27 protein-coding genes are annotated in these 23,195 nt (G+C 30.1%); 3 read left to right on the top strand and 24 right to left on the bottom strand.

Features of this window, described 5'->3' with window-relative positions:
- Window positions 1-226 precede the first annotated feature (226 nt).
- Window positions 227-1,213 (top strand): tyrosine recombinase XerC, encoded by a 987-nt coding sequence (locus OC526_RS03895; RefSeq protein WP_262122279.1) that lies wholly within the window; start codon window positions 227-229, stop codon window positions 1,211-1,213.
- A 12-nt stretch (window positions 1,214-1,225) separates the two neighbouring features.
- On the opposite strand, the gene OC526_RS03890 is transcribed toward OC526_RS03895, so the two are convergent.
- From OC526_RS03890 to dut, 6 genes are read right to left on the bottom strand one after another with little or no spacing between them, the layout of a single operon-like run.
- A complete protein-coding gene (locus tag OC526_RS03890; protein WP_262122278.1) occupies window positions 1,226-2,503 on the bottom strand; it encodes an aminotransferase class I/II-fold pyridoxal phosphate-dependent enzyme in 1,278 nt (425 codons plus the stop codon).
- Window positions 2,493-3,440: a tRNA (adenosine(37)-N6)-dimethylallyltransferase MiaA gene (miaA, locus tag OC526_RS03885; RefSeq protein ID WP_262122277.1), complete on the bottom strand. Its 948-nt coding sequence runs from the start codon at window positions 3,438-3,440 to the stop codon at window positions 2,493-2,495. Before miaA ends, OC526_RS03890 begins: the two co-directional genes overlap by 11 nt.
- Window positions 3,430-5,223, bottom strand: coding sequence for a DNA mismatch repair endonuclease MutL (gene mutL, locus OC526_RS03880; RefSeq protein ID WP_262122276.1), 1,794 nt, complete (start codon window positions 5,221-5,223; stop codon window positions 3,430-3,432). Before mutL ends, miaA begins: the two co-directional genes overlap by 11 nt.
- Window positions 5,223-7,832, bottom strand: a complete 2,610-nt coding sequence (gene mutS / locus OC526_RS03875) for a DNA mismatch repair protein MutS (RefSeq protein WP_262122275.1) — start codon at window positions 7,830-7,832, stop codon at window positions 5,223-5,225. The genes mutL and mutS overlap by 1 nt, the downstream gene beginning before the upstream one ends.
- 59 nt (window positions 7,833-7,891) lie before the next feature.
- Window positions 7,892-8,428: a hypothetical protein gene (locus tag OC526_RS03870; RefSeq protein ID WP_262122274.1), complete on the bottom strand. Its 537-nt coding sequence runs from the start codon at window positions 8,426-8,428 to the stop codon at window positions 7,892-7,894.
- Complete coding sequence (gene dut / locus OC526_RS03865) at window positions 8,428-8,859, bottom strand: dUTP diphosphatase (protein ID WP_262122273.1); 432 nt, start codon at window positions 8,857-8,859, stop codon at window positions 8,428-8,430. Before dut ends, OC526_RS03870 begins: the two co-directional genes overlap by 1 nt.
- A gap of 86 nt (window positions 8,860-8,945) precedes the next feature.
- Between dut and pepT the strand changes: the two genes are divergently transcribed.
- Both pepT and OC526_RS03855 read left to right on the top strand, forming a co-directional pair.
- Window positions 8,946-10,166 carry a peptidase T gene (pepT, locus tag OC526_RS03860; RefSeq protein ID WP_262122272.1) on the top strand — a complete coding sequence of 407 codons (1,221 nt, stop codon included), beginning with the start codon at window positions 8,946-8,948 and terminating at the stop codon, window positions 10,164-10,166.
- Window positions 10,167-10,222: 56 nt separating this feature from the next.
- On the top strand, window positions 10,223-10,510 hold the full coding sequence (locus OC526_RS03855; RefSeq protein ID WP_262122271.1) for a hypothetical protein: 288 nt from the start codon (window positions 10,223-10,225) through the stop codon (window positions 10,508-10,510).
- 34 nt (window positions 10,511-10,544) lie between these two features.
- Here OC526_RS03855 and OC526_RS03850 read toward each other — a convergent pair whose 3' ends face one another.
- The 18 genes from OC526_RS03850 to rplU are packed head-to-tail and all read right to left on the bottom strand — an operon-like array spanning window position 10,545 to window position 23,116.
- On the bottom strand, window positions 10,545-11,777 hold the full coding sequence (locus OC526_RS03850) for a peptidase U32 family protein (protein WP_262122270.1): 1,233 nt from the start codon (window positions 11,775-11,777) through the stop codon (window positions 10,545-10,547).
- Entirely contained in the window at window positions 11,774-12,406 is a 633-nt protein-coding gene (locus tag OC526_RS03845) for an O-methyltransferase (protein ID WP_262122269.1), read from the bottom strand. The genes OC526_RS03850 and OC526_RS03845 overlap by 4 nt, the downstream gene beginning before the upstream one ends.
- Entirely contained in the window at window positions 12,378-14,072 is a 1,695-nt protein-coding gene (locus OC526_RS03840; protein ID WP_262122268.1) for a ribonuclease J, read from the bottom strand. Before OC526_RS03840 ends, OC526_RS03845 begins: the two co-directional genes overlap by 29 nt.
- 12 nt (window positions 14,073-14,084) lie before the next feature.
- Window positions 14,085-14,513: a Fur family transcriptional regulator gene (locus OC526_RS03835; RefSeq protein ID WP_262122267.1), complete on the bottom strand. Its 429-nt coding sequence runs from the start codon at window positions 14,511-14,513 to the stop codon at window positions 14,085-14,087.
- The gene (locus OC526_RS03830) at window positions 14,503-14,745 is read right to left on the bottom strand and encodes a DUF1292 domain-containing protein (RefSeq protein WP_262122266.1); all 243 of its coding nucleotides are present in this window, start codon (window positions 14,743-14,745) and stop codon (window positions 14,503-14,505) included. The genes OC526_RS03835 and OC526_RS03830 overlap by 11 nt, the downstream gene beginning before the upstream one ends.
- Window positions 14,738-15,157, bottom strand: a complete 420-nt coding sequence (gene ruvX / locus OC526_RS03825) for a Holliday junction resolvase RuvX (RefSeq protein ID WP_262122265.1) — start codon at window positions 15,155-15,157, stop codon at window positions 14,738-14,740. The genes OC526_RS03830 and ruvX overlap by 8 nt, the downstream gene beginning before the upstream one ends.
- Window positions 15,150-15,410 (bottom strand): IreB family regulatory phosphoprotein, encoded by a 261-nt coding sequence (locus tag OC526_RS03820; protein WP_262122264.1) that lies wholly within the window; start codon window positions 15,408-15,410, stop codon window positions 15,150-15,152. The genes ruvX and OC526_RS03820 overlap by 8 nt, the downstream gene beginning before the upstream one ends.
- A 10-nt stretch (window positions 15,411-15,420) precedes the next feature.
- Window positions 15,421-18,036, bottom strand: a complete 2,616-nt coding sequence (alaS, locus tag OC526_RS03815; protein WP_262122263.1) for an alanine--tRNA ligase — start codon at window positions 18,034-18,036, stop codon at window positions 15,421-15,423.
- Complete coding sequence (locus tag OC526_RS03810) at window positions 18,033-18,443, bottom strand: RrF2 family transcriptional regulator (protein WP_262122262.1); 411 nt, start codon at window positions 18,441-18,443, stop codon at window positions 18,033-18,035. Before OC526_RS03810 ends, alaS begins: the two co-directional genes overlap by 4 nt.
- A gap of 8 nt (window positions 18,444-18,451) precedes the next feature.
- Window positions 18,452-19,075 carry a helix-hairpin-helix domain-containing protein gene (locus OC526_RS03805; protein ID WP_262122261.1) on the bottom strand — a complete coding sequence of 208 codons (624 nt, stop codon included), beginning with the start codon at window positions 19,073-19,075 and terminating at the stop codon, window positions 18,452-18,454.
- A gap of 30 nt (window positions 19,076-19,105) precedes the next feature.
- Window positions 19,106-19,414, bottom strand: coding sequence for a ribosome silencing factor (gene rsfS, locus OC526_RS03800; protein WP_262122260.1), 309 nt, complete (start codon window positions 19,412-19,414; stop codon window positions 19,106-19,108).
- Window positions 19,407-19,961, bottom strand: coding sequence for a bis(5'-nucleosyl)-tetraphosphatase (symmetrical) YqeK (gene yqeK, locus OC526_RS03795; protein ID WP_262122259.1), 555 nt, complete (start codon window positions 19,959-19,961; stop codon window positions 19,407-19,409). Before yqeK ends, rsfS begins: the two co-directional genes overlap by 8 nt.
- A complete protein-coding gene (gene nadD / locus OC526_RS03790; protein WP_262122258.1) occupies window positions 19,954-20,550 on the bottom strand; it encodes a nicotinate (nicotinamide) nucleotide adenylyltransferase in 597 nt (198 codons plus the stop codon). The genes yqeK and nadD overlap by 8 nt, the downstream gene beginning before the upstream one ends.
- A gap of 9 nt (window positions 20,551-20,559) precedes the next feature.
- On the bottom strand, window positions 20,560-20,844 hold the full coding sequence (gene yhbY, locus OC526_RS03785; protein ID WP_262122257.1) for a ribosome assembly RNA-binding protein YhbY: 285 nt from the start codon (window positions 20,842-20,844) through the stop codon (window positions 20,560-20,562).
- Window positions 20,845-20,852: 8 nt separating this feature from the next.
- Window positions 20,853-22,133 carry a GTPase ObgE gene (gene obgE / locus OC526_RS03780; protein WP_262122256.1) on the bottom strand — a complete coding sequence of 427 codons (1,281 nt, stop codon included), beginning with the start codon at window positions 22,131-22,133 and terminating at the stop codon, window positions 20,853-20,855.
- A 53-nt stretch (window positions 22,134-22,186) separates the two neighbouring features.
- Window positions 22,187-22,480 carry a 50S ribosomal protein L27 gene (gene rpmA / locus OC526_RS03775; RefSeq protein WP_316043768.1) on the bottom strand — a complete coding sequence of 98 codons (294 nt, stop codon included), beginning with the start codon at window positions 22,478-22,480 and terminating at the stop codon, window positions 22,187-22,189.
- Between the two features lie 10 nt (window positions 22,481-22,490).
- Window positions 22,491-22,802 carry a ribosomal-processing cysteine protease Prp gene (locus tag OC526_RS03770; protein WP_101540040.1) on the bottom strand — a complete coding sequence of 104 codons (312 nt, stop codon included), beginning with the start codon at window positions 22,800-22,802 and terminating at the stop codon, window positions 22,491-22,493.
- The gene (gene rplU, locus OC526_RS03765; protein WP_262122255.1) at window positions 22,802-23,116 is read right to left on the bottom strand and encodes a 50S ribosomal protein L21; all 315 of its coding nucleotides are present in this window, start codon (window positions 23,114-23,116) and stop codon (window positions 22,802-22,804) included. The genes OC526_RS03770 and rplU overlap by 1 nt, the downstream gene beginning before the upstream one ends.
- Window positions 23,117-23,195: the final 79 nt, after the last annotated feature.

Genomic DNA, 23,195 nt, shown 5'->3' with positions numbered 1-23,195 from the left:
AGTTAATATAGAAGAGTGAGATTTTATTTTAAAGCGGCATACGAAAATGTACATCTTAAGATTAAAATTTTTTAGTTTGATTATCGGTTTATATGAGAGGAGAGAATCACACTTATAAATTATTGCACAAAATAATAATTTTGTGCAATAATTGTAAATGATTTAAATAGAGGTAAGATTATTATATATGAAGTTAGAATTTACAAAACAATAAGGATTTTTTCAGATGACAAGCACAAAACCTATTATACTAACCGATTACTTAAATTATTTAAAATCAATTCGTGGTCTTTCTCCAACCACTATCAAAGAATATTCCTATGACCTAGAAGTATTTTTTGAATATCAAATCATTAGAAAATTATATTATGGCGACAAGCAATCTTTTAAAAATGATTTTAGCCCTTTAGATACAAATAAAGTAATTAATGCAGATTTTCTAGGATCTTTAAATATAACTGATTTTTACTCATATCTTTCATATTTAGATAACGAAAAAGATGATAATCCTACTACTAGGTCTAGAAAGATTTCTGCTCTTCGCTCATTTTATAATTATCTATATCAAGAAATTGAAGTAATTGATAAAAATGTAACAGTTAAACTTAAAAACCCAAAAATAAGCAAAAGACAACCAGTCTACCTTACCTTAGAAGAAACAGAACGTTTATTAAATGTTATAAACACGGAGAAAAACGACTTTTTAAGAGCTCGTGATCTGGCGATAGTTTTTACTTTTCTTACAACTGGAATGCGTCTATCAGAGCTAGTTAGCATCAACGTTTCAGATATAGAAAATGATCATTTTAAAATTGTTGGTAAAGGAAATAAAGAACGCACTATCTATCTTACAGAAAACGCACTTAAGTTAATTCACCACTATTTAAGGGTTAGGAAAGAATATTTAAATGAATTATATATAGATGCCTTATTTATATCCACTCGTAAGCAACGAATTTCTAATAGAGCTGTGCAATCTACAATAGAAAAATATTTAAAAAAAGCAGGATTTGATACTTCAGTTTATTCAACTCATAAGCTACGCCATACTGCAGCAACCCTTATGTATAAATATGGTAACGTAGATATTAGAGCTTTAAAAGATATACTAGGTCACACTAGTATTTCTACTACTCAAATCTACACTCACCTTGAAGACGAGGATTTAAAAAATGCAGTAAATAAAAACCCTCTTTCAAATTTAGATATATAAAAACTAGGGTACCTATATGTATCCTAGTTTTTTAAAATTGCTTAAAACGCATTTTAGAGCGTGCTTTCCATGGTAATAATTTAAACCACCTTGCAAATATGCCACATACGGTTCTCTAAGTGGTCCATCAGCAGATAGTTCTGAAGTCGATCCTTCGACAAATCCACCTGCAGCCATAATGACCGGATCTTCATATCCAGGCATTGGAAATGGTTCCGGAACTAAATTTGAATCCACAGTCGCTGCTTCTTGGATTGATTTACAGAAAGTAATTACTTTTTCTGAATCTTTAAATATAATGGATTGAACTATATCACTTCTTGGATCATCAACTTTTGGTATTACATTATAACCATAATCTTCAAAAACTTTTCCAAACAATAAGCCTACTTTTATAGCTTCCTTTACTATATGTGGAGCAAAATATAGTCCTTGCAAGACATTTCTTGTAGTACCAAAACTTAAACCTTCATCTTTTCCTATACCAGGTGCAGTTAAAGTGTTGGAGCAATACTCTATTAGCTCAGACTTTCCACATATATAGCCACCTGTTATAGCAATTCCACCGCCTAAATTTTTTATTAAGGATCCTGCTACAATATCAGCACCTACTTCAATTGGTTCTTTATCTTCTGTAAATTCTCCGTAGCAATTATCTACAAATACTATTGTATCAGGATTTACTTTTTTTATTTCTTTTACAGCTTTCTCGATTTCTACAATGGTAAATGCACGTCTTTGAGTATAGCCAGTTGATCTTTGTATTAGAGCTAGTTTTGTATCTTTATCAATGACTTTTGAAATATTTTTATAATCTATTAAATTATTTTCATCTAAAGTTAACTTATCGTATGAAATTCCCTTAGATATTAAATTTCCTTTTTTATCACCTGCAATACCTATAACTTGTTGCATTGTGTCATAGGGATCATCAGTAATAGCCACCATTTTATCACCGTGATTTAAAAGGGCAAATAATACCAATGATAGTGCGTGAGTTCCAGCAACTATGCTAGGTCTTACTAAGGCATCTTCTGATTTAAATATATCTGCAAAAATCTCTTCGACTTTCTGACGTCCAGTATCGGCATATCCGTATCCTGTAGCAGAAATAAAATCTTGGGTATTTAAATTATGTTTATTAAAAGCTTTTAGGACTTTTAATTGGTTAAATTCAGATATTTCTTCCAATTTGTTAAAATCATCACGTAAGCTTTGTTCAGCATCTTTAATTAATTCATCGAATGCTGGATTTAGATTGTAGTGTTCATATATTTCATTAAAATTCATATGTTTCCTTTATAATGCTGATAATAATATCAGCAGCATCGTTTTTATCTATATTATCCATAATAATTTCATGGGTAAATTCGTACTCCAAATAACGTTTCATCCATGTGGTTTGTCTTTTGGCATAGTGCCTAGTATTTTTTTGAATTGAATCTATAAGTTCATCAATATCAATTTCCCCTTTAATAAAAGGAAAAATTTCCTTATATCCAATTGCAGCCATAGATTGAGAATCTTCATTTAAATTGTAATTTTTCACAACTTCAATAAATTCTTCAATTAGACCTTCATCAATCATTTTTATGACTCGATTGTTAATTTTTTCATAAATACCAATTCTATCATTATAATTTAAAAAAAATAATATTGGATTAATATCTTTATTTAGTTCTCTTTCTCCTAGGCGAACTTCTGAGGGTGCCTTGCCAGTAGCTTCATATATTTCTAAGGCTCTGATTATCCTATTTATTTCGTTTGGATGGTATCTTTGAGCAGTTTTTGGATCAATATTTTTTAATTTATTATAAAGATACTCATTTCCCTTTTCATCTGATATTGCTTGTAAATTATCTCGTAGGCTTTGATTTTTAGAAACCTGCCCATAATTCATTTCAAACAAAAGAGAATCAACATAAAATCCTGTACCACCTGCAATAATAGGTACCCTTCCTTTTGAATTTATACTGCGAATTAATTCTTTTGCCCTGGTTGAAAAATCTTCCACACTGAAATTTTGATCAGGATTTATAATATCAAGCATATGGTGGTTTATTCCATCAAATTCTTTTGTTTTATTAGTTCCTATATCCATGTATCTATAAACCTGTTGGCTATCTGCAGAAATTACTTCTCCATCAAAAGCTTTGGCTATTTTTATAGCTATATCACTTTTACCGCTTGCAGTTGGTCCTGTTATAATTATTACATTATCTGTCAAAATATTTCTCCAGTGTGTCTTCTTCTAGTTCTAAGATGACCGTTTTACCATCATAAGATTTAAAGGGATTATCTAGCATAAATAGGTCATTAATAAGTTGCTCAGCCGTTTGTTTATTTATTGTATGACCTTTTCTAAATGAAGTTTCTTTTATTAGCTTATATAACTTTTTATAAAAAACTTCATTTTTTTCTTTAATATCCATATCAATTAAATCCATAATTAAGCTGTCATTCTCTGCATGTTCAAAAAGTTGTGGAACAGCCCTTACAATAATTTGATTTTCTCCAAAGTCTTCAATATCAAAACCCAATGAAGCTAATAAATCCTTCTTGCTTTCATATTGAAACCTCTCATCTACTTTGAGGTTTATAATTAATGGTTCTAATAGGATTTGTGAAACTATTTGTGATTCTTTGATATTCTTTAAGTATTTTTGAAATTTAATAGCTTGGTCAGCTCGTCTGTGGTCGATAAGATATAATTTATTATTATTTACCTTAAATAATGAATATCTGTCAAACATACTAGTTAGGTATAAGAAAGTATTTCCTTCTAAAAATGATCTTTCTTTTATTTTTTCGGTATCTATATTATCCTTACTAATAAATTTAGTATTTTCATTTCTTTCAATATCTATTTTTTTATCAGTATCAAAAAAATCATTTTTTTCTTCATAGGATGCCTTTTCTTCTCTGACAATATTAAATCCACTGTAAGAATCTAATAAATTCTGATAATTTGATAAATCAGGTATAGAATTGTCTTTTTTTTCTGCTATATTTATAGAATTAGGGCTAATATTTTCTCTAAGAGCTTGATGAACTGTATCTTCTATTTGCTTGATTAATTCATCTTCATAATTAAATTTTATAGTCCTCTTGTTCGGATGTACGTTAACATCAAGATTTTTTGGGTTTGTGCTTAAAAATAAGAAAATTGCAGGAAATCTACCTTGGGGAATCAATGACTTGTATTCTTTTTCAATTACTTTTGTAATCAGGCTGCTATCTATTAGTCTATTATTAACATACAAGTATTGAAGATTTCTGCTTCCCCTATAATAATTTGATGAGGAGATAAAACCTTCTATTTTATAGATACTATCTGAACTATTAATTTTGATTAAATTTTCTTTTAAATTTTCATCTAATAAATTAGATATTCTAATATCCAAAGGCTCATTTGCATTTGTTTTAAATTCTACCCTACCATCTTTTATATATTTTAGGGATAAACTATTGTAACCTATCGCAAGAGAATACATAAGTTTAGATATAGCATTTGACTCAGCTAAATCAGATTTTAAAAATTTCTTTCTAACTGGCACATTGTTAAACAAATTCATAACTTCTATACTAGTGCCGTTATTTGTAGCTATGGACGATTCTTCTATATTAGTATTTAAAAATTCTAATTTTTTTCCAACCGGATCATTTTCCGTTTTAGAAATTGCCTGCATTTGACTAACTGTTACTATACTTGCAAGAGCTTCACCCCTAAAACCTAAAGAATATATGTCATAAAGGTCTGAAAAATCTTTAATCTTAGATGTGGTATGCTTTTCAAATGCTAATCGCATCTGATCATTTGCTATTCCCCTACCATCATCAGTAACTCTGATATATGATTTTCCTCCTTTTTTTATTTCAACAACAATATTTTTTGCACCCGCATCAATTGAATTTTCTACCAATTCCTTAACGACAGAAACAGGAGATTCTATAACTTCTCCTGCTGCAATTTGTTCTATTGTTCTATCGTCAAGTTTTATAATTGGCATTATAGTTCATTTATCCTTTCAACTAAAGTGTTTAATTTGTTAATGGCTTCAATTGGTGTTAGTTCATTTATATTTATATTGGCTGAAATTTCCTTTATGTTGTTAATTTTATCATCATTTATCTGAAGTAAAGTATTTTTTATATCAGAGGATTTATCCAAATTAAATACATCACCAGTATCTAGTTTTTCCATAAATTTTTGAGCATTTGTTATAACTTCATCAGGTAGACCACTAAGCTTTGCTACTTCAATACCATAGCTGCGATTTGACTTACCTCTTTTTATTTTTCTAAGAAAAACTAAATTATCATTTTCATTTAAAATTTCTATTTTAAGATTAACAACATTTTCAAGTTCATTTTCCAAAATCGTAAGCTCATGAAAATGAGTTGCAAAAACTGTTTTAAATTGCTTTTTCTTTGAGATATATTCTACTAGGGCCATAGCAATACTTAGACCATCATCTGAAGAAGTACCCCTACCTACTTCATCTAAAATTACAAATGATTTTGATGTGGCATTTTTAAGTATATTAGAAACTTCATTCATCTCTAGCATAAATGTAGATTCACCTTTTGAAATGTTATCGCTAGCTCCAATTCTAGTGAAAACTTTATCGCAAATTCCAATTTTTGCGTAAGATGCCGGAACAAATGACCCCATTTGAGCAAGTATTATAATAATTGCCATTTGTCTCATATAAGTTGATTTACCAGCCATATTTGGTCCAGTAATGATTTGAATGATATTGTTTTTATCACCTATTTTAGTATCATTTGCAATAAATTCATTTTCTTTTAAATTATTTTCAATGACAGGATGTCTTCCATCTTTTATAATTATTTCGCTATCATTAGTTAGTTCAGGTCTTACATAATTATTAGAAACAGCTACTCTAGCTAGGGTATTAAGACCGTCTATATTTGCTATCATTTTAGCAAGGGATTGCAGCATCAAAGTTTGGTTTAATATGGTATCTCTAATATTATTAAATATTTGATACTCTAAATCATTTACCTTGTCTTTGCCACCAAGTATAAGATTAGATAGTTTTTCTAAGCTTTCTGTTGTATATCTTTCTTGATTTTTTAAAGTTTGTTTACGAATATACGAATCAGGTACCTTGTCTATGTTGCTTTTGGTAATTTCTATAGAGTATCCATTATTTTTATTGAATACTATTTTGTAATTTTTTATACCGGTTTTTTCACGTTCACTAATTTCATATTGACTTAGTTTTTCAAGGGCGTTTGTAGATTCGTTCTTTAACCCATCTAGATTTTTATCAAATCCAGCTTTAATAATTCCACCTTCAGTAATTGAAATAGGCGGTTCATCTACTATTGCTTTTTCCAAAATTTCGTACAAATCAATTACATTAGGCAGATTAATACCTAGATTTTTTATATTTTCATCATCAATATTTTCTAAATATGATTTTAAATTCGGTATATTTTTTAGAGAATTTTTAAGAGATATCATATCTCTAGCATTTGCTCTTTTGTATGAAATTTTACCAATAAGTCTCTCTAAGTCGTAAATATCATCTAGAAAGTTAGAGATATTTTGAGATTCAATTGGGTTTTCATAGAAAAACTCGACTATATCTAATCTTCTATTAATCTTTTCAATATCAATTAATGGACGTTCTAGCCATTCATTAATTATTCTTGATCCCATAACAGTATCTGCTTGGTCTAGGATTTTTAAAACTGTATCATCCTTAGTGTTGTTATTTAAATTTCTATGCAGTTCTAAATTTGTACGGGTATTTGCTTCAAGTTCCAAAAAGTTAGAAATTTCTAATACTTCAATATTATTGATATGTTTTAAATTATCATCGTAAAATTTATATATATAATCTAGAAGATTTGCCAAAGATACAATTGATAATCTTTTATTTTTTATTTTACTGAGCTTATCATCTCCTAAATGGTTGATAATTGTTTCGATACTTTTCTCATATTGGCCCCTATTATCGATGTAATTTATATAAATATTTGTATTTTGATTTAAATATCTAGAAAGCTCTCCAAGTTTATAATCCTCATTAATTATTATCTCTGAAGGATTTATTTTCTCAATTTGGTCGATTGATTGTTTTGCTACAAAATCATCTGATCCCTTAAGTTCTATTGTAAATATAGCACCTGTTGATATATCACAATATGATAAAGAAAGTCCAAAACTATTTTGAAAGATAGATAACAGATAATTATTTTCACGGTTTTCAAGGGATTCCATATCAGTAATAGTTCCTGGCGTAATTACACGAGTTATTGCACGTTTTACTAATCCCTTTGCTTGTTTTGGATCTTCTACTTGATCACACAAAGCAACCTTATACCCTTTTTTTACAAGTTTATTTACATAATTATCTATTACATGATGAGGAACACCACACATTGGAGCTTTTTTTTCATGACCACATTCTTTTCCAGTTAATGTTAGCCCCAAAGCCTTGCTAGTTATTATCGCATCATCAAAAAAAGTTTCATAAAAATCCCCTACCCTATATAGGAGCAGAGCATCTTTAAAGTTATTTTTGACATCTACATAATGTTTTAGCATTGGTGTTAGTTTCTCGTATGTAAAATTATCTTTCATATTTTTCCTCTTCTATTAAACATTATACCATAAAAAATGCTCACCCCTGAGGTGAGCATCTACTCTATATCTATAGTCTTAACATTTCTGATCCATGAGGCAGATGAATCTGCACTGGAGTCTATTAATAATAATTTTCCATTAATAGGATTCAAATCAAAAACTGGACTACCATCTATCTTATATACCAAGTAAATCCTTTCAGGCTCTAAGGCAGCAGACATTGAAATTCTTTTTTGCTTTCCATCATTATCTTCGATTGATATAAAAGCTCTATCTTTTAGATTGATATTTAAATCACCTATAATTTTATCAATGGAAACACCTTCAATTTCTACTTTTTCAAGTCCATTGTTAATGTTTACTGTTTTTTTCTCGCCACCTAAATCTCTTATTTCTTTTAAAGTTAGGGAATCTAGTTGGTCTCCACTACCTTTTACAATTAATATTTCATTATCATATTTAGCTATAGCATTTTCTATATTTCTATTGCGTATATAAGCCCCTATAAGAATAATAGATAAAATTGCTATAGATGATATTATAATCCTATACTTGTTTTTCTTTAACTTTTTATTAATTTTTCTTCTATCCATTATCTACCAGTGGAACCAAATCCACCTTCACCCCTATCAGATTCATCCAGATGATCAACAACTTCAATATCGAATTGTTGATACGGTTGTATAACAAGTTGTGCTAATCGATCTCCATTTTTTATAATTTGAGCTTCATCCCCATAATTATAAAAATATATCATAATCTCGCCCCTATAATCAGAGTCAATAACACCAATTGTATTAGCAAGCATCAACTTTCTTTTTACACCTGTGGATGAACGTGGATACACAGCTCCAAAATATCCTTGAGGTATTTGTATTTTGAGACCTGTATCAATCTTTACAGTTTCTTTTGGTTTTATTTCTATATCTTCTTTATTTGAACAATATAAATCTATGCCCGCTGACTCAGCTGTAGCATATCCTGGTATTCTATTATCTGTTACAATTTTTAATTTTTCAGTCATATTATCACCTTCACTAAAGATTAATATACCAATTCTTGGCCAAAATTACAAAGGAAAGTATAGTTAATTTAAGAAAAGAGGTATATATGGAAAAAATAACTCAAAGATTTTTAAAATACATTTCTTATGATACAAAAAGTGACCCAGAAAACGGAGAAAATCAAAAACCTTCTTCACCAGGTCAATGGGATTTAGCTAATGAATTAAAGAAAGAATTAGAAGAATTAGGTCTAGAAGCTACTATCAATGATGAGGCTTTTGTTTTTTCTGAAATCAAAGCAAATACAGACAAAAACTTACCAAAAGTGGGTTTTATCTCACATATGGATACTTCACCAGAAATGCCAGGTAAAATAGATAATCCACAAATAATTGAATACAAGGGTGGAGATATAAAACTAAATGATAAACGTTCATTAACTGTAGAAGACTTCCCAATTCTAGAAGACTTAAAAGGATTAACATTAATAACAACACGTGGAGAAACTCTCCTAGGAGCTGATGATAAGTCAGGTATTGCTGCAATTATGAATATGGCAGAGTATTTTGTAAATCATCCTGAAATTGAGCATGGTGATATAAAAATAGCCTTCACACCTGATGAAGAGATAGGAACTGGAGCTGATACGTTTGACGTAGAGACTTTTGGTGCTGATTTTGCTTATACTATAGATGGTGGATATCTAGGAGAATTAGAATACGAAACTTTTAACGGTGCAGGTGCCAAAGTAAAAATAAAAGGAAAGTCAGTACACCCAGGTTCTGCTAAAGACACTATGATTAATTCTACATCAATTGCTTTTGAGTTTGATAGACTACTAGGAGATGTTAAGCGTCCAGAACATACAGAAGGCTATGAGGGTTTCTATCATTTAATTGGCATAAATGGAGATATTGAAAATACCAATATGGAATATATTATCCGCCACCATGATAGGAATGAATTTGAATCAATGAAAAATCAATTTATTTTAAATAAAGATTATCTTAACAACAAATACGGTGATATTATTGAAGTAGAAATCAAAGACAGCTATTACAATATGGGTGAAATCTTAAAAGATAAACCAGAAATCGTTGGATATGCAAAAACAGCTATGGAAAATTTAGGAATCGAACCAATTATTAGTCCAGTACGTGGTGGAACAGATGGGTCTAAACTATCATTCATGGGCTTACCTTGTCCAAATATTTTTGCTGGCGGGCTAAACTTCCATGGAGTATATGAAATTCTCCCTATTGAATTTTTAGAAAAATCATCAGAAACAATAATTGAAATAGTAAAAGTGATTGCTAAAGATTGTTAAGTATTATATAATGATGTTGGGTATAATATTATAAAATGTATAAAGGAGTTTTTAATATGACTGAAGAAAAAAGATTCGATGAAGAAGAACAAAAAGTAGAAGATCCTAAAACAGGTCAAGAATCAGATTCTAGCCAATATGAAGGTGATGAAGAATTAGAAGATGTTGCTAATAATCTTGATGAAACAGAAAGAAGCAGCGATCCTGATGTAAAATATCATACAGATACAGAATACAGAAACACAGATGTTGATGAAGCTGGATATGTTTCTGGCCCAACAGCTGAAGGTAGAAGAACAAGAGCAGACGAACTTCCAGAAAATCCTTCAGAAGACGCAGAATAATAATTTATTAAAAAAAGAGCCTTCTGGCTCTTTTTTATTCGTTAATTACACGTCTTAGCATGTCTCCTTCTTCTAAAGGTAGGTTTATGGTCATATAAATTTTTTCTTTTGGTTTATTAGCAACTTCAAGCTCTTCGCCTTTGGCATTTCTTATACTATCTATAGTGTATTCAAAGAAATCTTTTGAATTTCCAAATATTTCTATATCTTCACCTGGGAAGAATCTATTTCTTTGTTCAATAATTGCTTGTTTTGTTTCTGGATTGTATTCTAATACTGTACCTATAAAATCATATTTTCTAATGTATGATGAATTTTCATATATTTGATCTTCTCCATCAGGTTTTTTGTGGAAGAATCCTTTTGTGTAATGTCTATGACTAGCTTTTTGTAGTTCATTAAAATATTTTTCTACTGTTTCATCATTATAATTGCCCTCGTAATAAGCATCTATCACCTGTCTATAAGACCTAATTACAGTTGCAACATAAAATGCAGTTTTCATTCTTCCTTCAATTTTAAAGCTATCTATCCCTGCTTCTATTAGTTTATCCAATTCATCGATTAGGCAAAGATCCTTAGAGTTCATTATATAAGTTCCAGACCCATCTTCTTCTATCGGATAATATTCTCCTGGTCTATTTTCTTCTTGGATAGAATATTTCCATCTACATGCTTGAGAACAATCACCCCTATTTGCGTCACGACCTGTCATATAGTTACTTAATAGACATCTACCTGAATAAGAAATACACATAGCTCCATGTACAAAAACTTCTATTTCTAAATCTTTTGGAGTATTGTTTCTAATTTCAATTATTTCTTCTAGTGACAATTCACGAGCTAATATAACTCTCTTTGCCCCCATTTTATGCCAAAAATTAACTGTGGCAGAGTTAGTAACAGATGCTTGAGTTGAAACATGTAGTTCAATGTCAGTTAATTCTTTTGCAATAGAAAATATTCCTGGATCTGAAATGATTAGTGCATCAACACCTATTTCATCTAAATATTTTAAATAATCTTCAAGACCAACCATATCTTCATCGTGGGGTACAATATTCATTGTAATATGAACACGAACTCCATTGCCATGAGCATAATCAACAGCTTTTTTCATAGCATCACGGTCAAAGTTTTTGGCATTTGCACGTAAACCAAAGCTATCTCCTGCCATAAATACAGCATCTGCACCAAACTTAATAGCAGCTTCTAATCTTTCCATATCCCCAGCGGGGGCAAGTAGTTCTACTTTTTTATCTGTCATTTTCTCTCCTTAATACTTAAAGTTAAACCATCACCTATTGGAATTACCGTAGATTGAAAATCATCTCTATCCATAACATAGGCTAGGTAATTTCTCAGTCTTTTTACAATGGTAATCATGCGCTTATCAACATAATCATCATTCAAAACCATTCCCTTAAATAATACGTTATCGGCTATTATAATACCACCATCATTTATAAGTTTAGATGTTTTTTCAAAATATTCGATATAGTGTGCTTTATTAGCATCTATAAAGACAAAATCAAAGCCTTGATGTAAATCATCTAAGGCTTTTTGTGCATCTTTGTTTATTAAATTTATATTTTTATCATTTATTTTAAAATTTTTTTTAGCAATTTCAGCAATTTTTGGATCAAGCTCAATAGTGGTTATTTCTGCATTGGTATATTTTTCAAATACAAGGGCAGAATAGCCTATGGCTGTACCAATTTCTAAAATTGATTTTGGTTTTTGATTTATTAGAATAGTTTTTATAAACTCTTTAGTCTCAACATTCATTATAGGGACATTATTATCCAATGCGTAATTGCGTAAATCTAAAAAATCCCTATCCTCAATTAATTTTTCTAAATACAGACTAGTATGAGGATAATTTATATATTTCATTATTTTCTACTTCTGAAATTACAGGTAAGATCATTGGATCACGGCCTAGTTCATTGTAAAGATAAGATTTTAAATCTTCTCTAATTTGATATTTAATTTGGCTAATTGCTCTAATTTCTTCTTTTTGACATTTTTCAAAAGATCTAATAACTACTTCTTTTGCATTTTCAATAATATCTTGGTTTTCTTTTACATATACAAATCCACGTGATACTATTTCTGGACCTGCTAGAAGAGTTTGTGTATTTCTATCAAATGTAATTGATACTACCATTAATCCATCTTCTGATAAGTGTTTTCTATCTTTTAAAACTATATTCCCAACATCACCTATACCAGACCCATCTACAAGAACATTTCCTGCTTGTATTTTACCTGCTAAATTAGCAGATTTTTTAGTAAATTCTAAAACATCTCCATTTTCTAATATATGAATATTTTGTTTATCCATTCCCATAGAAACTGCAATGTCTTCATGTGTTTGAAGTTGACGAGCTTCACCATGGGCTGGAATTAAGAACTTAGGTGTTGTTAGTTGATACATTAATTTTATTTCTTCTTGGCAAGCATGACCTGATGCATGTACTCTAGCTAAGGATGAATAAATAATATTTACACCAAGTTTGGTTAATTTATTTATAACATTGTTAATTGCTATTTCATTTCCAGGTATAGCAGATGATGAAAGTATTACTGTATCAGTTTCGTTTAAGTGAACTTGTTTATGTTCACTATTTGCCATACGAGTTAATGCTGATAAAGGTTCACCTTGAGTACCCGTCGATAATACAACTATTTCATCGTCAGCATAATTTTTGATATTTTTCATCTCAATTAACGTATTATTTTTAACTTTTAAGTATCCTAGATCACTTGCAATTTTTACGTTATTCATCATGGATCTGCCAGAGAGTGCAACTTTTCTATTGTATTTTTCAGCTGCATATATAATCTGTTGAACTCTGTGTAAGTTTGATGCAAATGTAGCTACAATGATACGTCCAGTTACTTGGCCAAAGATTCTTACAAAAGTATCTCCTACTTCTTTTTCACTAATAGAATATCCTGGTCTTTCAACATTTGTTGAATCACAAAATAGGGCTAAAAGTCCTTTTTTGCCAAGTTCCGCAATTCTTTGAATATCTGTTGGGTCACCATCTATAGGTGTAAAATCCATTTTAAAGTCACCTGTAAATAAAATTGTACCAACTGGAGATTTAACAGCTATAGCACATGAATCTGGAATTGAGTGGCTTACTCTAATAAATTCTAAGCTAAGTTCTCCAACTTTAACTTTATTATTTACGTTAACCATCTTAATTTTATTTGGATTTAACCCGTGTTCTTTAAATTTGTTTTCTAATAAACCTTTAGTTAGTTTAGAGCAATATACATTTGTATCGATTTTTTTTAGAAAATATGGTATAGCTCCTATGTGGTCTTCGTGACCGTGGGTTACAAATATACCGCCTAATTTTCTTTTATTTTCTTCTACATAGGTAAAATCTGGAATTACAATATCAACCCCTAACATTTCTTCATTAGGAAAAGTTAATCCACAATCAATCATAACCATATCGTTGCCGTATTCGACAAGGGTACAGTTCTTACCTATTTCTTGTAATCCCCCTAGAGGAATTACTCTCAGTTTTTTTTCATTTGACATTTTTACTCCTTATTATTTTCTGCAATCGGAGCAAATTCCATAAATTCTTAATGAATAATTTTTTAATTCAAAATCATAATTTTCTTTTAATGAATCCGCCAACTTTTCTTTTGATAAAAATTCATCTTCTATAATTTTGCCACAATTTGTGCAAATCATATGATCATGGTGATCATTGATAGGATCTATAAGCTCATAAGTGTAGGCTTGATCGGTAAATTCTTGTTTGTTTACAATTCCTAATTCTTCAAATAAATTTAAAGTCCTATAAATCGTAGCAATCCCTACCTGTTTATTTTCAGCATGCACCTTTGAAAATAATTCTTCTGGTGTAACATGCTTTGGTGAGCTATCCTTAAGTACATTAAAAATTATTTCTCTTTGCCTCGTAAATTTCTGATTATTATCATCAAAAATTTTGCGAATTTCGTTAGTTTCCATTATCTTCTTCTTTCATTTCTTCATACAAACTAATGATTTCATCTAGTTCTTCTTGATTTTCAATTGATTTAAAGAATACTTCATCTCCGTTATTAATGACTTCCATAATCATTATCAATTCATCATCATTTTGTTGTAAAGCACAGAAATTTTTGTCATCTACTCCGAAAGTATCTATTATATTAAATTCGACTTCATTATTATCTTCATCATATAAAACAATACTATCCATTCTTTCTCCTGTCTAAATATGTTTGTAGAATGAAGCTGGCAGCTATCTTATCGATATGTTCTTTTCTATTTTCTCGTCTGACATCCATATCAATTAAAACTCGTTCTGACTGTAAGGTTGTCATCCTTTCATCTTGATATATGATTTCTTTATCAGTTTGTTTTTTCAATAAATCTACAAAACTCATAACTTTCATAGATTGAGGTCCAATAGAGTTATTCATATTTTTTGGCAGGCCAACTACTATTGTTTCTACATCATTTTCATTTATTATTTCTACAAGTCTTTGTATATCTAGACTAGCTTTTTTTCTTTTGATTGTTTCTAGTGGATTAGCTATCAAAAACATAGGGTCGCTTAAAGCAACCCCAATTGTTTTATCCCCCACATCAAGACCCATTATTCTAGTCATTGATATAATTTTTTAATAATTCTTCTAATATTTCATCTCGATCAACAGCACGTATTAGTTTACGAGCTCCATTGTGAGCAGTAATATATGTTGGATCGCCTGATAGTAAGTATCCTACGATTTGGCTAGATGGTTTATAACCCTTTTCATCAAGCGAATTATAAACAGTAGTTAAGATTTCTCTAATATCTTTTTGATCTTCTCTTTCTGGTTTAAAAGCAATTGTTTCATTTAAGTTATGGTTTTCAGTCATAATAACTCCTTTAAATGATTTCACGTGCTTTGTTCAAAGCATCGTCAACTTTAGAAATATCTTTTCCTCCAGCTTGAGCAAAATTTTTCTTGCCTCCGCCATTACCGCCTGCTATTTGGCTAATTTCTCTAACGATTTTGCCAGCATCATATCTATCAGTTAAATTATCATCAACAGTCACTGTAAAAATTATTTTATTATCTACTACACTTGCAAATACAAGTATTAGATTATCAAAACTATTTTTTAATCTATTTTCATAGTCACGTAGCTCATCCATTGATGCATTATCAAATTTATGAATCAATATATTTAAATTATCTTTATTTTCAATAGATTGCTCTAAATCTTTATAAATATCTTTATTAGATGATGATTTTAATCTCTTAATTTCATCTTTTTGATTTTCAATTTCTTCTTTTAATGAGCTTATTTTTTGTATAATTGCATTTGGTTTTGCATTTAATCTTTCAGCTATTTCATTTAAATCTTGTTTCTGATTTTGTAGTAGCTCATAAACTTTTTTGCCGGTAATAGCTTCAATTCTACGAACGCCTGCTGATACAGATGATTCTGATACTATTTTAAAGATTAATACTTCAGATGAATTATTTACATGGCACCCACCACATAATTCTATCGAATAATCTCCTATAGAAACTACTCTTACTTTATCTTTGTATTTATCTTCAAATAATCCTATAGCTCCCATTTCTTGAGATTCTTTGAAACTAACAATTTGTTTATTAACTGATAGTTGTTCTCTAATCTTTTCATTTACTATATCTTCAATTTTTCTTTTTTCTTCATCAGTTAATGACTCATTAAAAGTAAAATCAAATCTTAGTTTATTTTCATCTACTAAGGAGCCTGCTTGTTTAACACCATCGCCTAATACATCACAAAGTGCTTGGTCAAGTAAGTGGGTTGCTGAGTGATTTCTTGTTATATCATATCTACGTTCTTTGTCTACTTCAAAGACATAGGTTTGATTAATTTCAACTTTTCCTTCTAATACTTCAACAGTATGGAAGTAAACATCATTTTTCTTTTGTACATCAGTTACTTTTACTTTTGTATTATCATTGTAAATATACCCAGTATCAGCTACTTGGCCACCACCTTGAGCATAAAATGAAGTCTTATCGGAAACTACTATACCACTTTGACCTTCATTTAGCGATTGTTTAGATTCACTTTCATCAAATATTTTTGTAATTTGAGCTTCAGTGCTTAAAATATCATATCCTATAAATTCTGTGGGATTAATTCCATCTGTAATGATATTATCTAGTGACCAACCAGAGTCAGATTTACGAGCATTTCGAGCTAATTCTCTTTGATTTTCCATTTCTTCATTAAATTTAGCTTCGTCCAAATCAAAATCTTCTTCATTTAAAATTTCTTTGGTAAGATCAAGTGGGAATCCATAAGTATCGTAGAGTTTAAATGCTTCACTTCCATCAAGGACAGTTTGACCATTACTTTTCATATCATCAATTAATGAATTCAATCTTTCTAGCCCTGAATCAATAGTGTGTTGGAATCTGTCCTCTTCTTCAGTAATTACTTTTATTATATTATCTTTGTTATATATAAGTTCTTCATATTCTACTTTGTAAGCTTCAATAACTTCAGAAACTATTTTAGATAAAAATTCGCCTTCAATACCCAACAATTTACCATGTCTATATGCACGTCTAATAAGTCTTCTTAAAACATAACCACGTTTTTCATTAGATGGTATGACACCATCAGATACTAAGAATGTCATAGCTTTTGCATGGTCTGCAATAACTCTTATAGATACGTCAGATTTATTATCAGCTTTGTATTTTACCCCTGATACTCTTTCAATTTCAGAAATAATGTCTTGGTTAACATCAATTTCAAAAATATTGTCTTTTTCCTGTAGGATCATAGCAATTCTTTCAAGACCCATACCAGTATCTATATTTGGATGAGCAAGTGGAGTATAGTTACCTTCAATATCTCTATTAAACTGAGTAAATACTAAGTTCCAAACTTCAAGAAATCTATCTGAATTATCATTTCCAGGAGCATTATCATTTTCATCAATAGCTCTATGAGCTCCCCTGTCTACATAAATTTCTGAACATGGACCACATGGACCTACCTCTAACTCCCAGAAATTTTCGTCTTTATCTTGTTTTAAAATTCTATCAGGGTTGATGCCAATTTCATCTTTCCATATATTATAAGCTTCTTCATCCTCATAATACACTGTGACCCACAAATCCTCTTGAGCAATTTCTAGTTTACCTGTCAAAAATTCGTAAGCCCAAGTAATAGCTTCTCTCTTAAAGTAATCACCAAATGAAAAATTCCCAAGCATTTCAAAGTATGTTCCATGACGTTCAGTTTTTCCTACTCTTTCAATATCACCGGTTCTAACACATCTTTGTGAAGATGTTGCTCTATTATTTTTCATTTTCTTTTCACCAGTAAAATATTGTTTTAGTGGAGCCATACCTGCATTTATTAACAATAAAGATTCATCATCCTGGGGGATTAATGGGAAAGATTTTAATATAGTATGTCCTTTTTCATCTCCAAAAAAATCAATATATGCTTTTCTAAGATCATTCATTCCTAAATTTTTCATTTATTTACCTCAAGTCTGTTATTTAAAATTACATCTAAAGTTATGGAATCAATTGTATCATTTATCGCTTCATCTATTTTATAAAAAGCAAAATAAGCATTACACTTATCATCGCAATGTCCATCTTGATAGCATCCTGTAACATTCCAGTTGCCTTCCAAAACTCTTATAACTTCTCCAACTGTTATTTTATCTGGATTTCTTGTTAACCTATATCCACCTTTTGGTCCTCTAATGGATTCAACTAATTGTTCGTTTTTTAATATTCTAATTAATTGCTCAAGGTAATTTTCCGAAAGGCTTAATTTTTCGGCAATTTCAGATACTGGTATATAACCCTTCTCCTCATGCTCAGCTAGGTAACAAATAGCCCTTAATCCATACCTACTTCTAGTTGATAATTTCATTTAACCACCTATACTGTTATTAAATCTTGCATGGCTTGGTAAAATTTTTCGCCAATGCCAGTTACATTTTTTATTTCTTCAATTGTTTCAAATTTTTTGGTATCTCTATATTCTATTATAGCTTGAGCTCTTTTATCTCCTATGTTTGGCAGTGTCATTAGCTCTTCTTTGCTAGCTGTATTTATATTTATTTTCCCATTTTCAGATATAGAATCCGGCTTTGAAACTAATTGATCAGTATTTGTAGAATTTTCATTTAAAATTTCATTTTTATTAGGTATGTAGATTTTCATCTGATCTTCTAGTTTCATTGCCAAATTTAGAGAATTACTATCTGCATCTGGACTTAGACCACCAGCTTGCTTTATCAAATCGTCAAGTCTGTCTCCTTCTTTTACCTCATAGACGCCTTCTCTATTTATTTGGCCACTTATATGTACTTTTATATCCTCACTTTGTTGGGCTTTATTTTCATCAATACTTTCAATATTAAAATCATCTTCACTTTCTAGTAAAGAAACCTTATTATCAAGTAAATCAGGAGATTTATCATTTACAAAATTATTCCCTAAAACTACTGCAAGGGCAATAATTAAACCTATTATAATTTTATCTTTATTCTTACTTTCCATTACTGTGATACCAAAAGATTTATAAAAAGATTACTCTTCCCATAAATCATCTATACCGTAAAATTCTCTTTGTCGTTGAGTGAAAATATGGATTATGATATCATCTGCATCCATCAGAATCCATTCGCCTTCTCTAAGTCCTTCTTTAGATAAAAGTGTAAAACCATTTTCTTCTAGTTTTTCTTCTATATAGTCAGCCAAAGCCTTGGTTTGGATAACAGATGTACCTGTAGCTATAACAAAAGTATCAGCTATTGATGAGTCTTTAAGTTCTAAGACATTTACATCTTCTGCTTTTCTATCATCCAAAACTTTTAATATAATATCTAATTTATTCATTTTTCTCCTTAATTAAGAAATTTCTTGCTTCAATTGTAAGTGGATGAATTAAATCATTTTTTTCAATAATAAAATTTATATTGTGGTTTAAAGAAAAGATTATCGCTTCATTTAGATTTTCTTTTGATAATTTTCTTAATTGATTTACGCCTGGATAATCTCTTTTTGGTTCAATAGCATCAGCTAAATATATTATTTTTTCTAAATCTGACATATCAGCCTTTGCAGTTGTGTGATATCTAATCGCATCCAATACTTCAGTATCATTTATATTATACTCTTTTTTTGCAACTTCTGCTCCTAAAAATGAATGCAAAACAGCCTTATATTGTAATTGATAGTTTTCAATACTTTCCCCATATAATTTTAAGTATTTTTCTTCGTTGTATTTGGCGCAATCATGTAAAATTGCAGCACTTTTAACTTTATCAATATCGATGTTATTATTTAATTCTAGAGCAGTTTCCATAACTCTTATGCAGTGTTTATATCTTTTTTCACCGATATCGCTTAACAATTTGTCTTCCCATAAATCAAGATTAAACATATAAGTTGTACTCCTCTATTATTTTTTTAACAGGGTCGGTAACTAGATATTTTATACTTTTATTATCTTTAACCAAATTACGTATTAAGGTAGATGAAATATTGATATTTAAATTATCAATGAGGTAAATTTTAGAATTGTCCTTCTTTATTAATTCAACTTTTTTTACTAAGTCGCTATTCTCATCGATACAAGTTCTAGCAAAAACAATTAGATTTTCATTTAAGATTTTTTCATAGTTTCGCCATGAATCAATAGTCATAAATGAATCCTCACCCATAATGTAATAAAACTCATGTTCTGGATATTTTTTCTTAAAATAGTCCAAGGTTTGATGAGTATATTTTACACTATTATCATTTGCTTCGTATGTCGATAACATTAATTTATCATTGTCTTTGATAGCAGCTTCTACCATCTGAATTCTGATTTTTGTGTCAGTCTTTTTCTTGTTTTGCTTATGTGGCGGATTGGAGCTTGGAAGTACAATTATTTTATCTAAGTCCATAAAATTAAGTGTGTTTTCCATAACAATCAGATGTCCGACATGAATAGGGTCAAAAGTTCCGCCGTAAAGTCCTATTTTCATTTTTATCCTTTAAAGTCCAAATTTATTATCATCGTTTTTTCTGTATATAGTAAATATATTACCCACATGATTAACAAATTCTGCATTTAATTTATCAAGCAATTCACTTAATATATCCTTTGGATCATCCATATTATTATTTAAAATCTTTATTTTAATTAATTCGCGTGCTTCCAATGCTTCATCTGTCGCTTTGATTACATCATCAGTTAATGAAAATTTTCCAATATTAATTACCGGTTTATAATCATGACTTTCAGCTTTAAGCATGGCGCGTTGTTTACCTGTAAGCATTTTTTCTCCTATTCGTAATATTCAAAGACAATGTCACCCACTGCAACACTATCTCCTTCTTCTATTCCCATTTCTTTTAATTTATCAAAAACTTCCATTTCTCTAAGTTTACTTTCAAAATACATTCTAGAATCATAGTCTTCTAAATTTACCCTCTCAAGAAGGTTATCTATTCTTTTACCAAAAACAACAAAAATTTCATTGTCTTTTGCAAATTGAAGGTCATATTCAATTTCTTTATTATAATATTCTTCAAGGAAGTTTTCATCAATATTTTCTATTAAATCGTATTGGGATTCTTCAGATTCTAGTAGTAAATCGTAAGTTGCATCTAGTAAATTCTTAATTCCATCTGTTGTTGCTGCAGAAATTTTAAAAATTTGATATTCATCCTTAAATTCCTCTATGAATTTTGAAGCATTTTCATTAAAGTCTAGATCAGATTTATTTAAGGCTACAATCATAGGCTTTTCAGAAAGTTTATCGTTGTATAGTTTCAATTCTTCGTTTATAAGTCTAAAATCTGCAATAGGATTACGGCCTTCTATCCCTGATATATCTACCAAATGAACTAATACCCTACATCTTTCTATGTGTTTTAAGAAATCATGACCTAAGCCTTGACCTTCGTTAGCTCCTTCAATTAAACCTGGTATATCAGCTACTATAAATGATCTTTCATTATCAATATTTACTACTCCAAGGTTTGGATCAAGAGTTGTAAAATGATAATTTGCAATTTTTGGTTTTGCAGATGTAATTACAGAAATTAATGTTGATTTACCAACATTTGGCAAACCTACTAAACCGACATCAGCTAGAACCTTTAATTCCATAACAAGATCAATTTCTTGACCTTTTTTTCCGTTTTCTGCAAATCTTGGTGCTTGACGAATAGAGTTTTTAAAGTGAACATTACCCCTACCCCCTTTACCACCTTTAGCAATCACAAACTCTTCATTGTCAATTTTAAAATCTTTTATAATTGTATTGGTTTCAGCTTCTCTTAAGATGGTTCCAACTGGGACTTTTAATATTAAATTTTCGCCTTTTTTACCGAATTTTTTGGATTTTCCACCTGGTTCTCCATTTTCAGCCTTATATTTAGTTTTGTATTTAAAATCATCAAGAGTGGATAGGTTTCTAGTAGCTTTTATTATTATGCTACCTCCATCTCCCCCGTCACCACCTGCAGGCCCACCAGTTGGTTCATATTTTTCACGTCTCCAAGCTACAGCTCCATTGCCGCCATCTCCTGCCTTTAGACTTATTTTTGCAAAATCTATCATACAAATTTCCTTTCATATGAAAAAAAGTCTGCCGAAAAGGCAGACTTTATTTTTTAAGCTATATCTTGTTTTGGATAAACAGAAACTTGTTTTCTGTCGCGTCCTTTTCTTTCAAATTTTACAATTCCTTCGCATGATGCGTATAGAGTATCATCTCCACCTCTTTTAACATTGTTACCTGGGTGAATTTTTGTTCCTCTTTGTCTAACGATGATTGTTCCAGCATTTACAAATTGACCATCAGCTCTTTTTGTACCAAGTCTTTTGCTTTCTGAATCTCTACCGTTTTTAGAAGAAGATACCCCTTTTTTACTAGAAAATCTTTGTAAGTTAATATTTAAAATCATTTATATCTCCTTATATTATAGTTTTGTAAGCTTCTACAAAGTCACTATAACTTTGTGTTAGTGTCCAAATACCTGTGCTAAAAGTATTTAAAATTACTTCTGAATCGTGAGATGGATTTTCTACTAATAGTTTCATAGTTTCTTCATCATCACTAAATTCTACCTCATAATCGTAACTATCAAGAGAATTTACAGTTGTATAAGCTAGCATAGATACTGCTGCGCAAACTATATCTTTACCGTGTTCATCATAGTCTGCATGGCCAGTAATTTCAAATCCTTTGAAAATGTCTTTGTTATAGATTAAATTTACTTTAATCATTAGTTAGCAGAGATGCTATCAATTTTAACTAAAGTATAAGGTTGTCTGTGACCTTGTTTTTTTCTATACATTTTTTTAGGTTTGTATTTGAAAACTACAATTTTTTTGTCTTTGTTTTGATCTTCTACTGTTGCAGAAACTTTAGCGTTTTCTACAGTTGGTGCTCCAACTTTTACATCGCTATCATTAGCAACTAATAGTACTTCATCAAATTCAACAGTTTCGCCAACTTCGTAAGGAAGTTTTTCAACTCTTACTAAGTCCCCTTCTGATACTTTATATTGTTTGCCACCTGTTTTGATAATTGCGTACATGGGCTCCTCCTTGTTCTTAGATTCTCGCCAGCTTAGGTGATCAGTACCCACACTGAGCGGTTTACCATTAAATGATACT

It is taken from the genome of Anaerococcus sp. Marseille-Q5996 (genome assembly GCF_946893725.1).
Classification (GTDB): domain Bacteria; phylum Bacillota; class Clostridia; order Tissierellales; family Peptoniphilaceae; genus Anaerococcus; species Anaerococcus martiniensis.
This window is presented reverse-complemented; position numbering and strand designations above follow the sequence as displayed.

Excerpts from the sequence above, each read along its gene's own strand:
- OC526_RS03895 (WP_262122279.1), top strand. The coding sequence starts at position 227 with ATGACAAGCACAAAACCTATTATACTAACCGATTACTTAAATTATTTA.
- OC526_RS03890 (WP_262122278.1), bottom strand. The coding sequence starts at position 2,503 with ATGAATTTTAATGAAATATATGAACACTACAATCTAAATCCAGCATTC.
- mutL (WP_262122276.1), bottom strand. The coding sequence starts at position 5,223 with ATGCCAATTATAAAACTTGACGATAGAACAATAGAACAAATTGCAGCA.
- mutS (WP_262122275.1), bottom strand. The coding sequence starts at position 7,832 with ATGAAAGATAATTTTACATACGAGAAACTAACACCAATGCTAAAACAT.
- OC526_RS03870 (WP_262122274.1), bottom strand. The coding sequence starts at position 8,428 with ATGGATAGAAGAAAAATTAATAAAAAGTTAAAGAAAAACAAGTATAGG.
- dut (WP_262122273.1), bottom strand. The coding sequence starts at position 8,859 with ATGACTGAAAAATTAAAAATTGTAACAGATAATAGAATACCAGGATAT.
- pepT (WP_262122272.1), top strand. The coding sequence starts at position 8,946 with ATGGAAAAAATAACTCAAAGATTTTTAAAATACATTTCTTATGATACA.
- OC526_RS03855 (WP_262122271.1), top strand. The coding sequence starts at position 10,223 with ATGACTGAAGAAAAAAGATTCGATGAAGAAGAACAAAAAGTAGAAGAT.
- OC526_RS03850 (WP_262122270.1), bottom strand. The coding sequence starts at position 11,777 with ATGACAGATAAAAAAGTAGAACTACTTGCCCCCGCTGGGGATATGGAA.
- OC526_RS03845 (WP_262122269.1), bottom strand. The coding sequence starts at position 12,406 with ATGAAATATATAAATTATCCTCATACTAGTCTGTATTTAGAAAAATTA.
- OC526_RS03840 (WP_262122268.1), bottom strand. The coding sequence starts at position 14,072 with ATGTCAAATGAAAAAAAACTGAGAGTAATTCCTCTAGGGGGATTACAA.
- OC526_RS03835 (WP_262122267.1), bottom strand. The coding sequence starts at position 14,513 with ATGGAAACTAACGAAATTCGCAAAATTTTTGATGATAATAATCAGAAA.
- OC526_RS03830 (WP_262122266.1), bottom strand. The coding sequence starts at position 14,745 with ATGGATAGTATTGTTTTATATGATGAAGATAATAATGAAGTCGAATTT.
- ruvX (WP_262122265.1), bottom strand. The coding sequence starts at position 15,157 with ATGACTAGAATAATGGGTCTTGATGTGGGGGATAAAACAATTGGGGTT.
- OC526_RS03820 (WP_262122264.1), bottom strand. The coding sequence starts at position 15,410 with ATGACTGAAAACCATAACTTAAATGAAACAATTGCTTTTAAACCAGAA.
- alaS (WP_262122263.1), bottom strand. The coding sequence starts at position 18,036 with ATGAAAAATTTAGGAATGAATGATCTTAGAAAAGCATATATTGATTTT.
- OC526_RS03810 (WP_262122262.1), bottom strand. The coding sequence starts at position 18,443 with ATGAAATTATCAACTAGAAGTAGGTATGGATTAAGGGCTATTTGTTAC.
- OC526_RS03805 (WP_262122261.1), bottom strand. The coding sequence starts at position 19,075 with ATGGAAAGTAAGAATAAAGATAAAATTATAATAGGTTTAATTATTGCC.
- rsfS (WP_262122260.1), bottom strand. The coding sequence starts at position 19,414 with ATGAATAAATTAGATATTATATTAAAAGTTTTGGATGATAGAAAAGCA.
- yqeK (WP_262122259.1), bottom strand. The coding sequence starts at position 19,961 with ATGTTTAATCTTGATTTATGGGAAGACAAATTGTTAAGCGATATCGGT.
- nadD (WP_262122258.1), bottom strand. The coding sequence starts at position 20,550 with ATGAAAATAGGACTTTACGGCGGAACTTTTGACCCTATTCATGTCGGA.
- yhbY (WP_262122257.1), bottom strand. The coding sequence starts at position 20,844 with ATGCTTACAGGTAAACAACGCGCCATGCTTAAAGCTGAAAGTCATGAT.
- obgE (WP_262122256.1), bottom strand. The coding sequence starts at position 22,133 with ATGATAGATTTTGCAAAAATAAGTCTAAAGGCAGGAGATGGCGGCAAT.
- rpmA (WP_316043768.1), bottom strand. The coding sequence starts at position 22,480 with ATGATTTTAAATATTAACTTACAAAGATTTTCTAGTAAAAAAGGGGTA.
- OC526_RS03770 (WP_101540040.1), bottom strand. The coding sequence starts at position 22,802 with ATGATTAAAGTAAATTTAATCTATAACAAAGACATTTTCAAAGGATTT.
- rplU (WP_262122255.1), bottom strand. The coding sequence starts at position 23,116 with ATGTACGCAATTATCAAAACAGGTGGCAAACAATATAAAGTATCAGAA.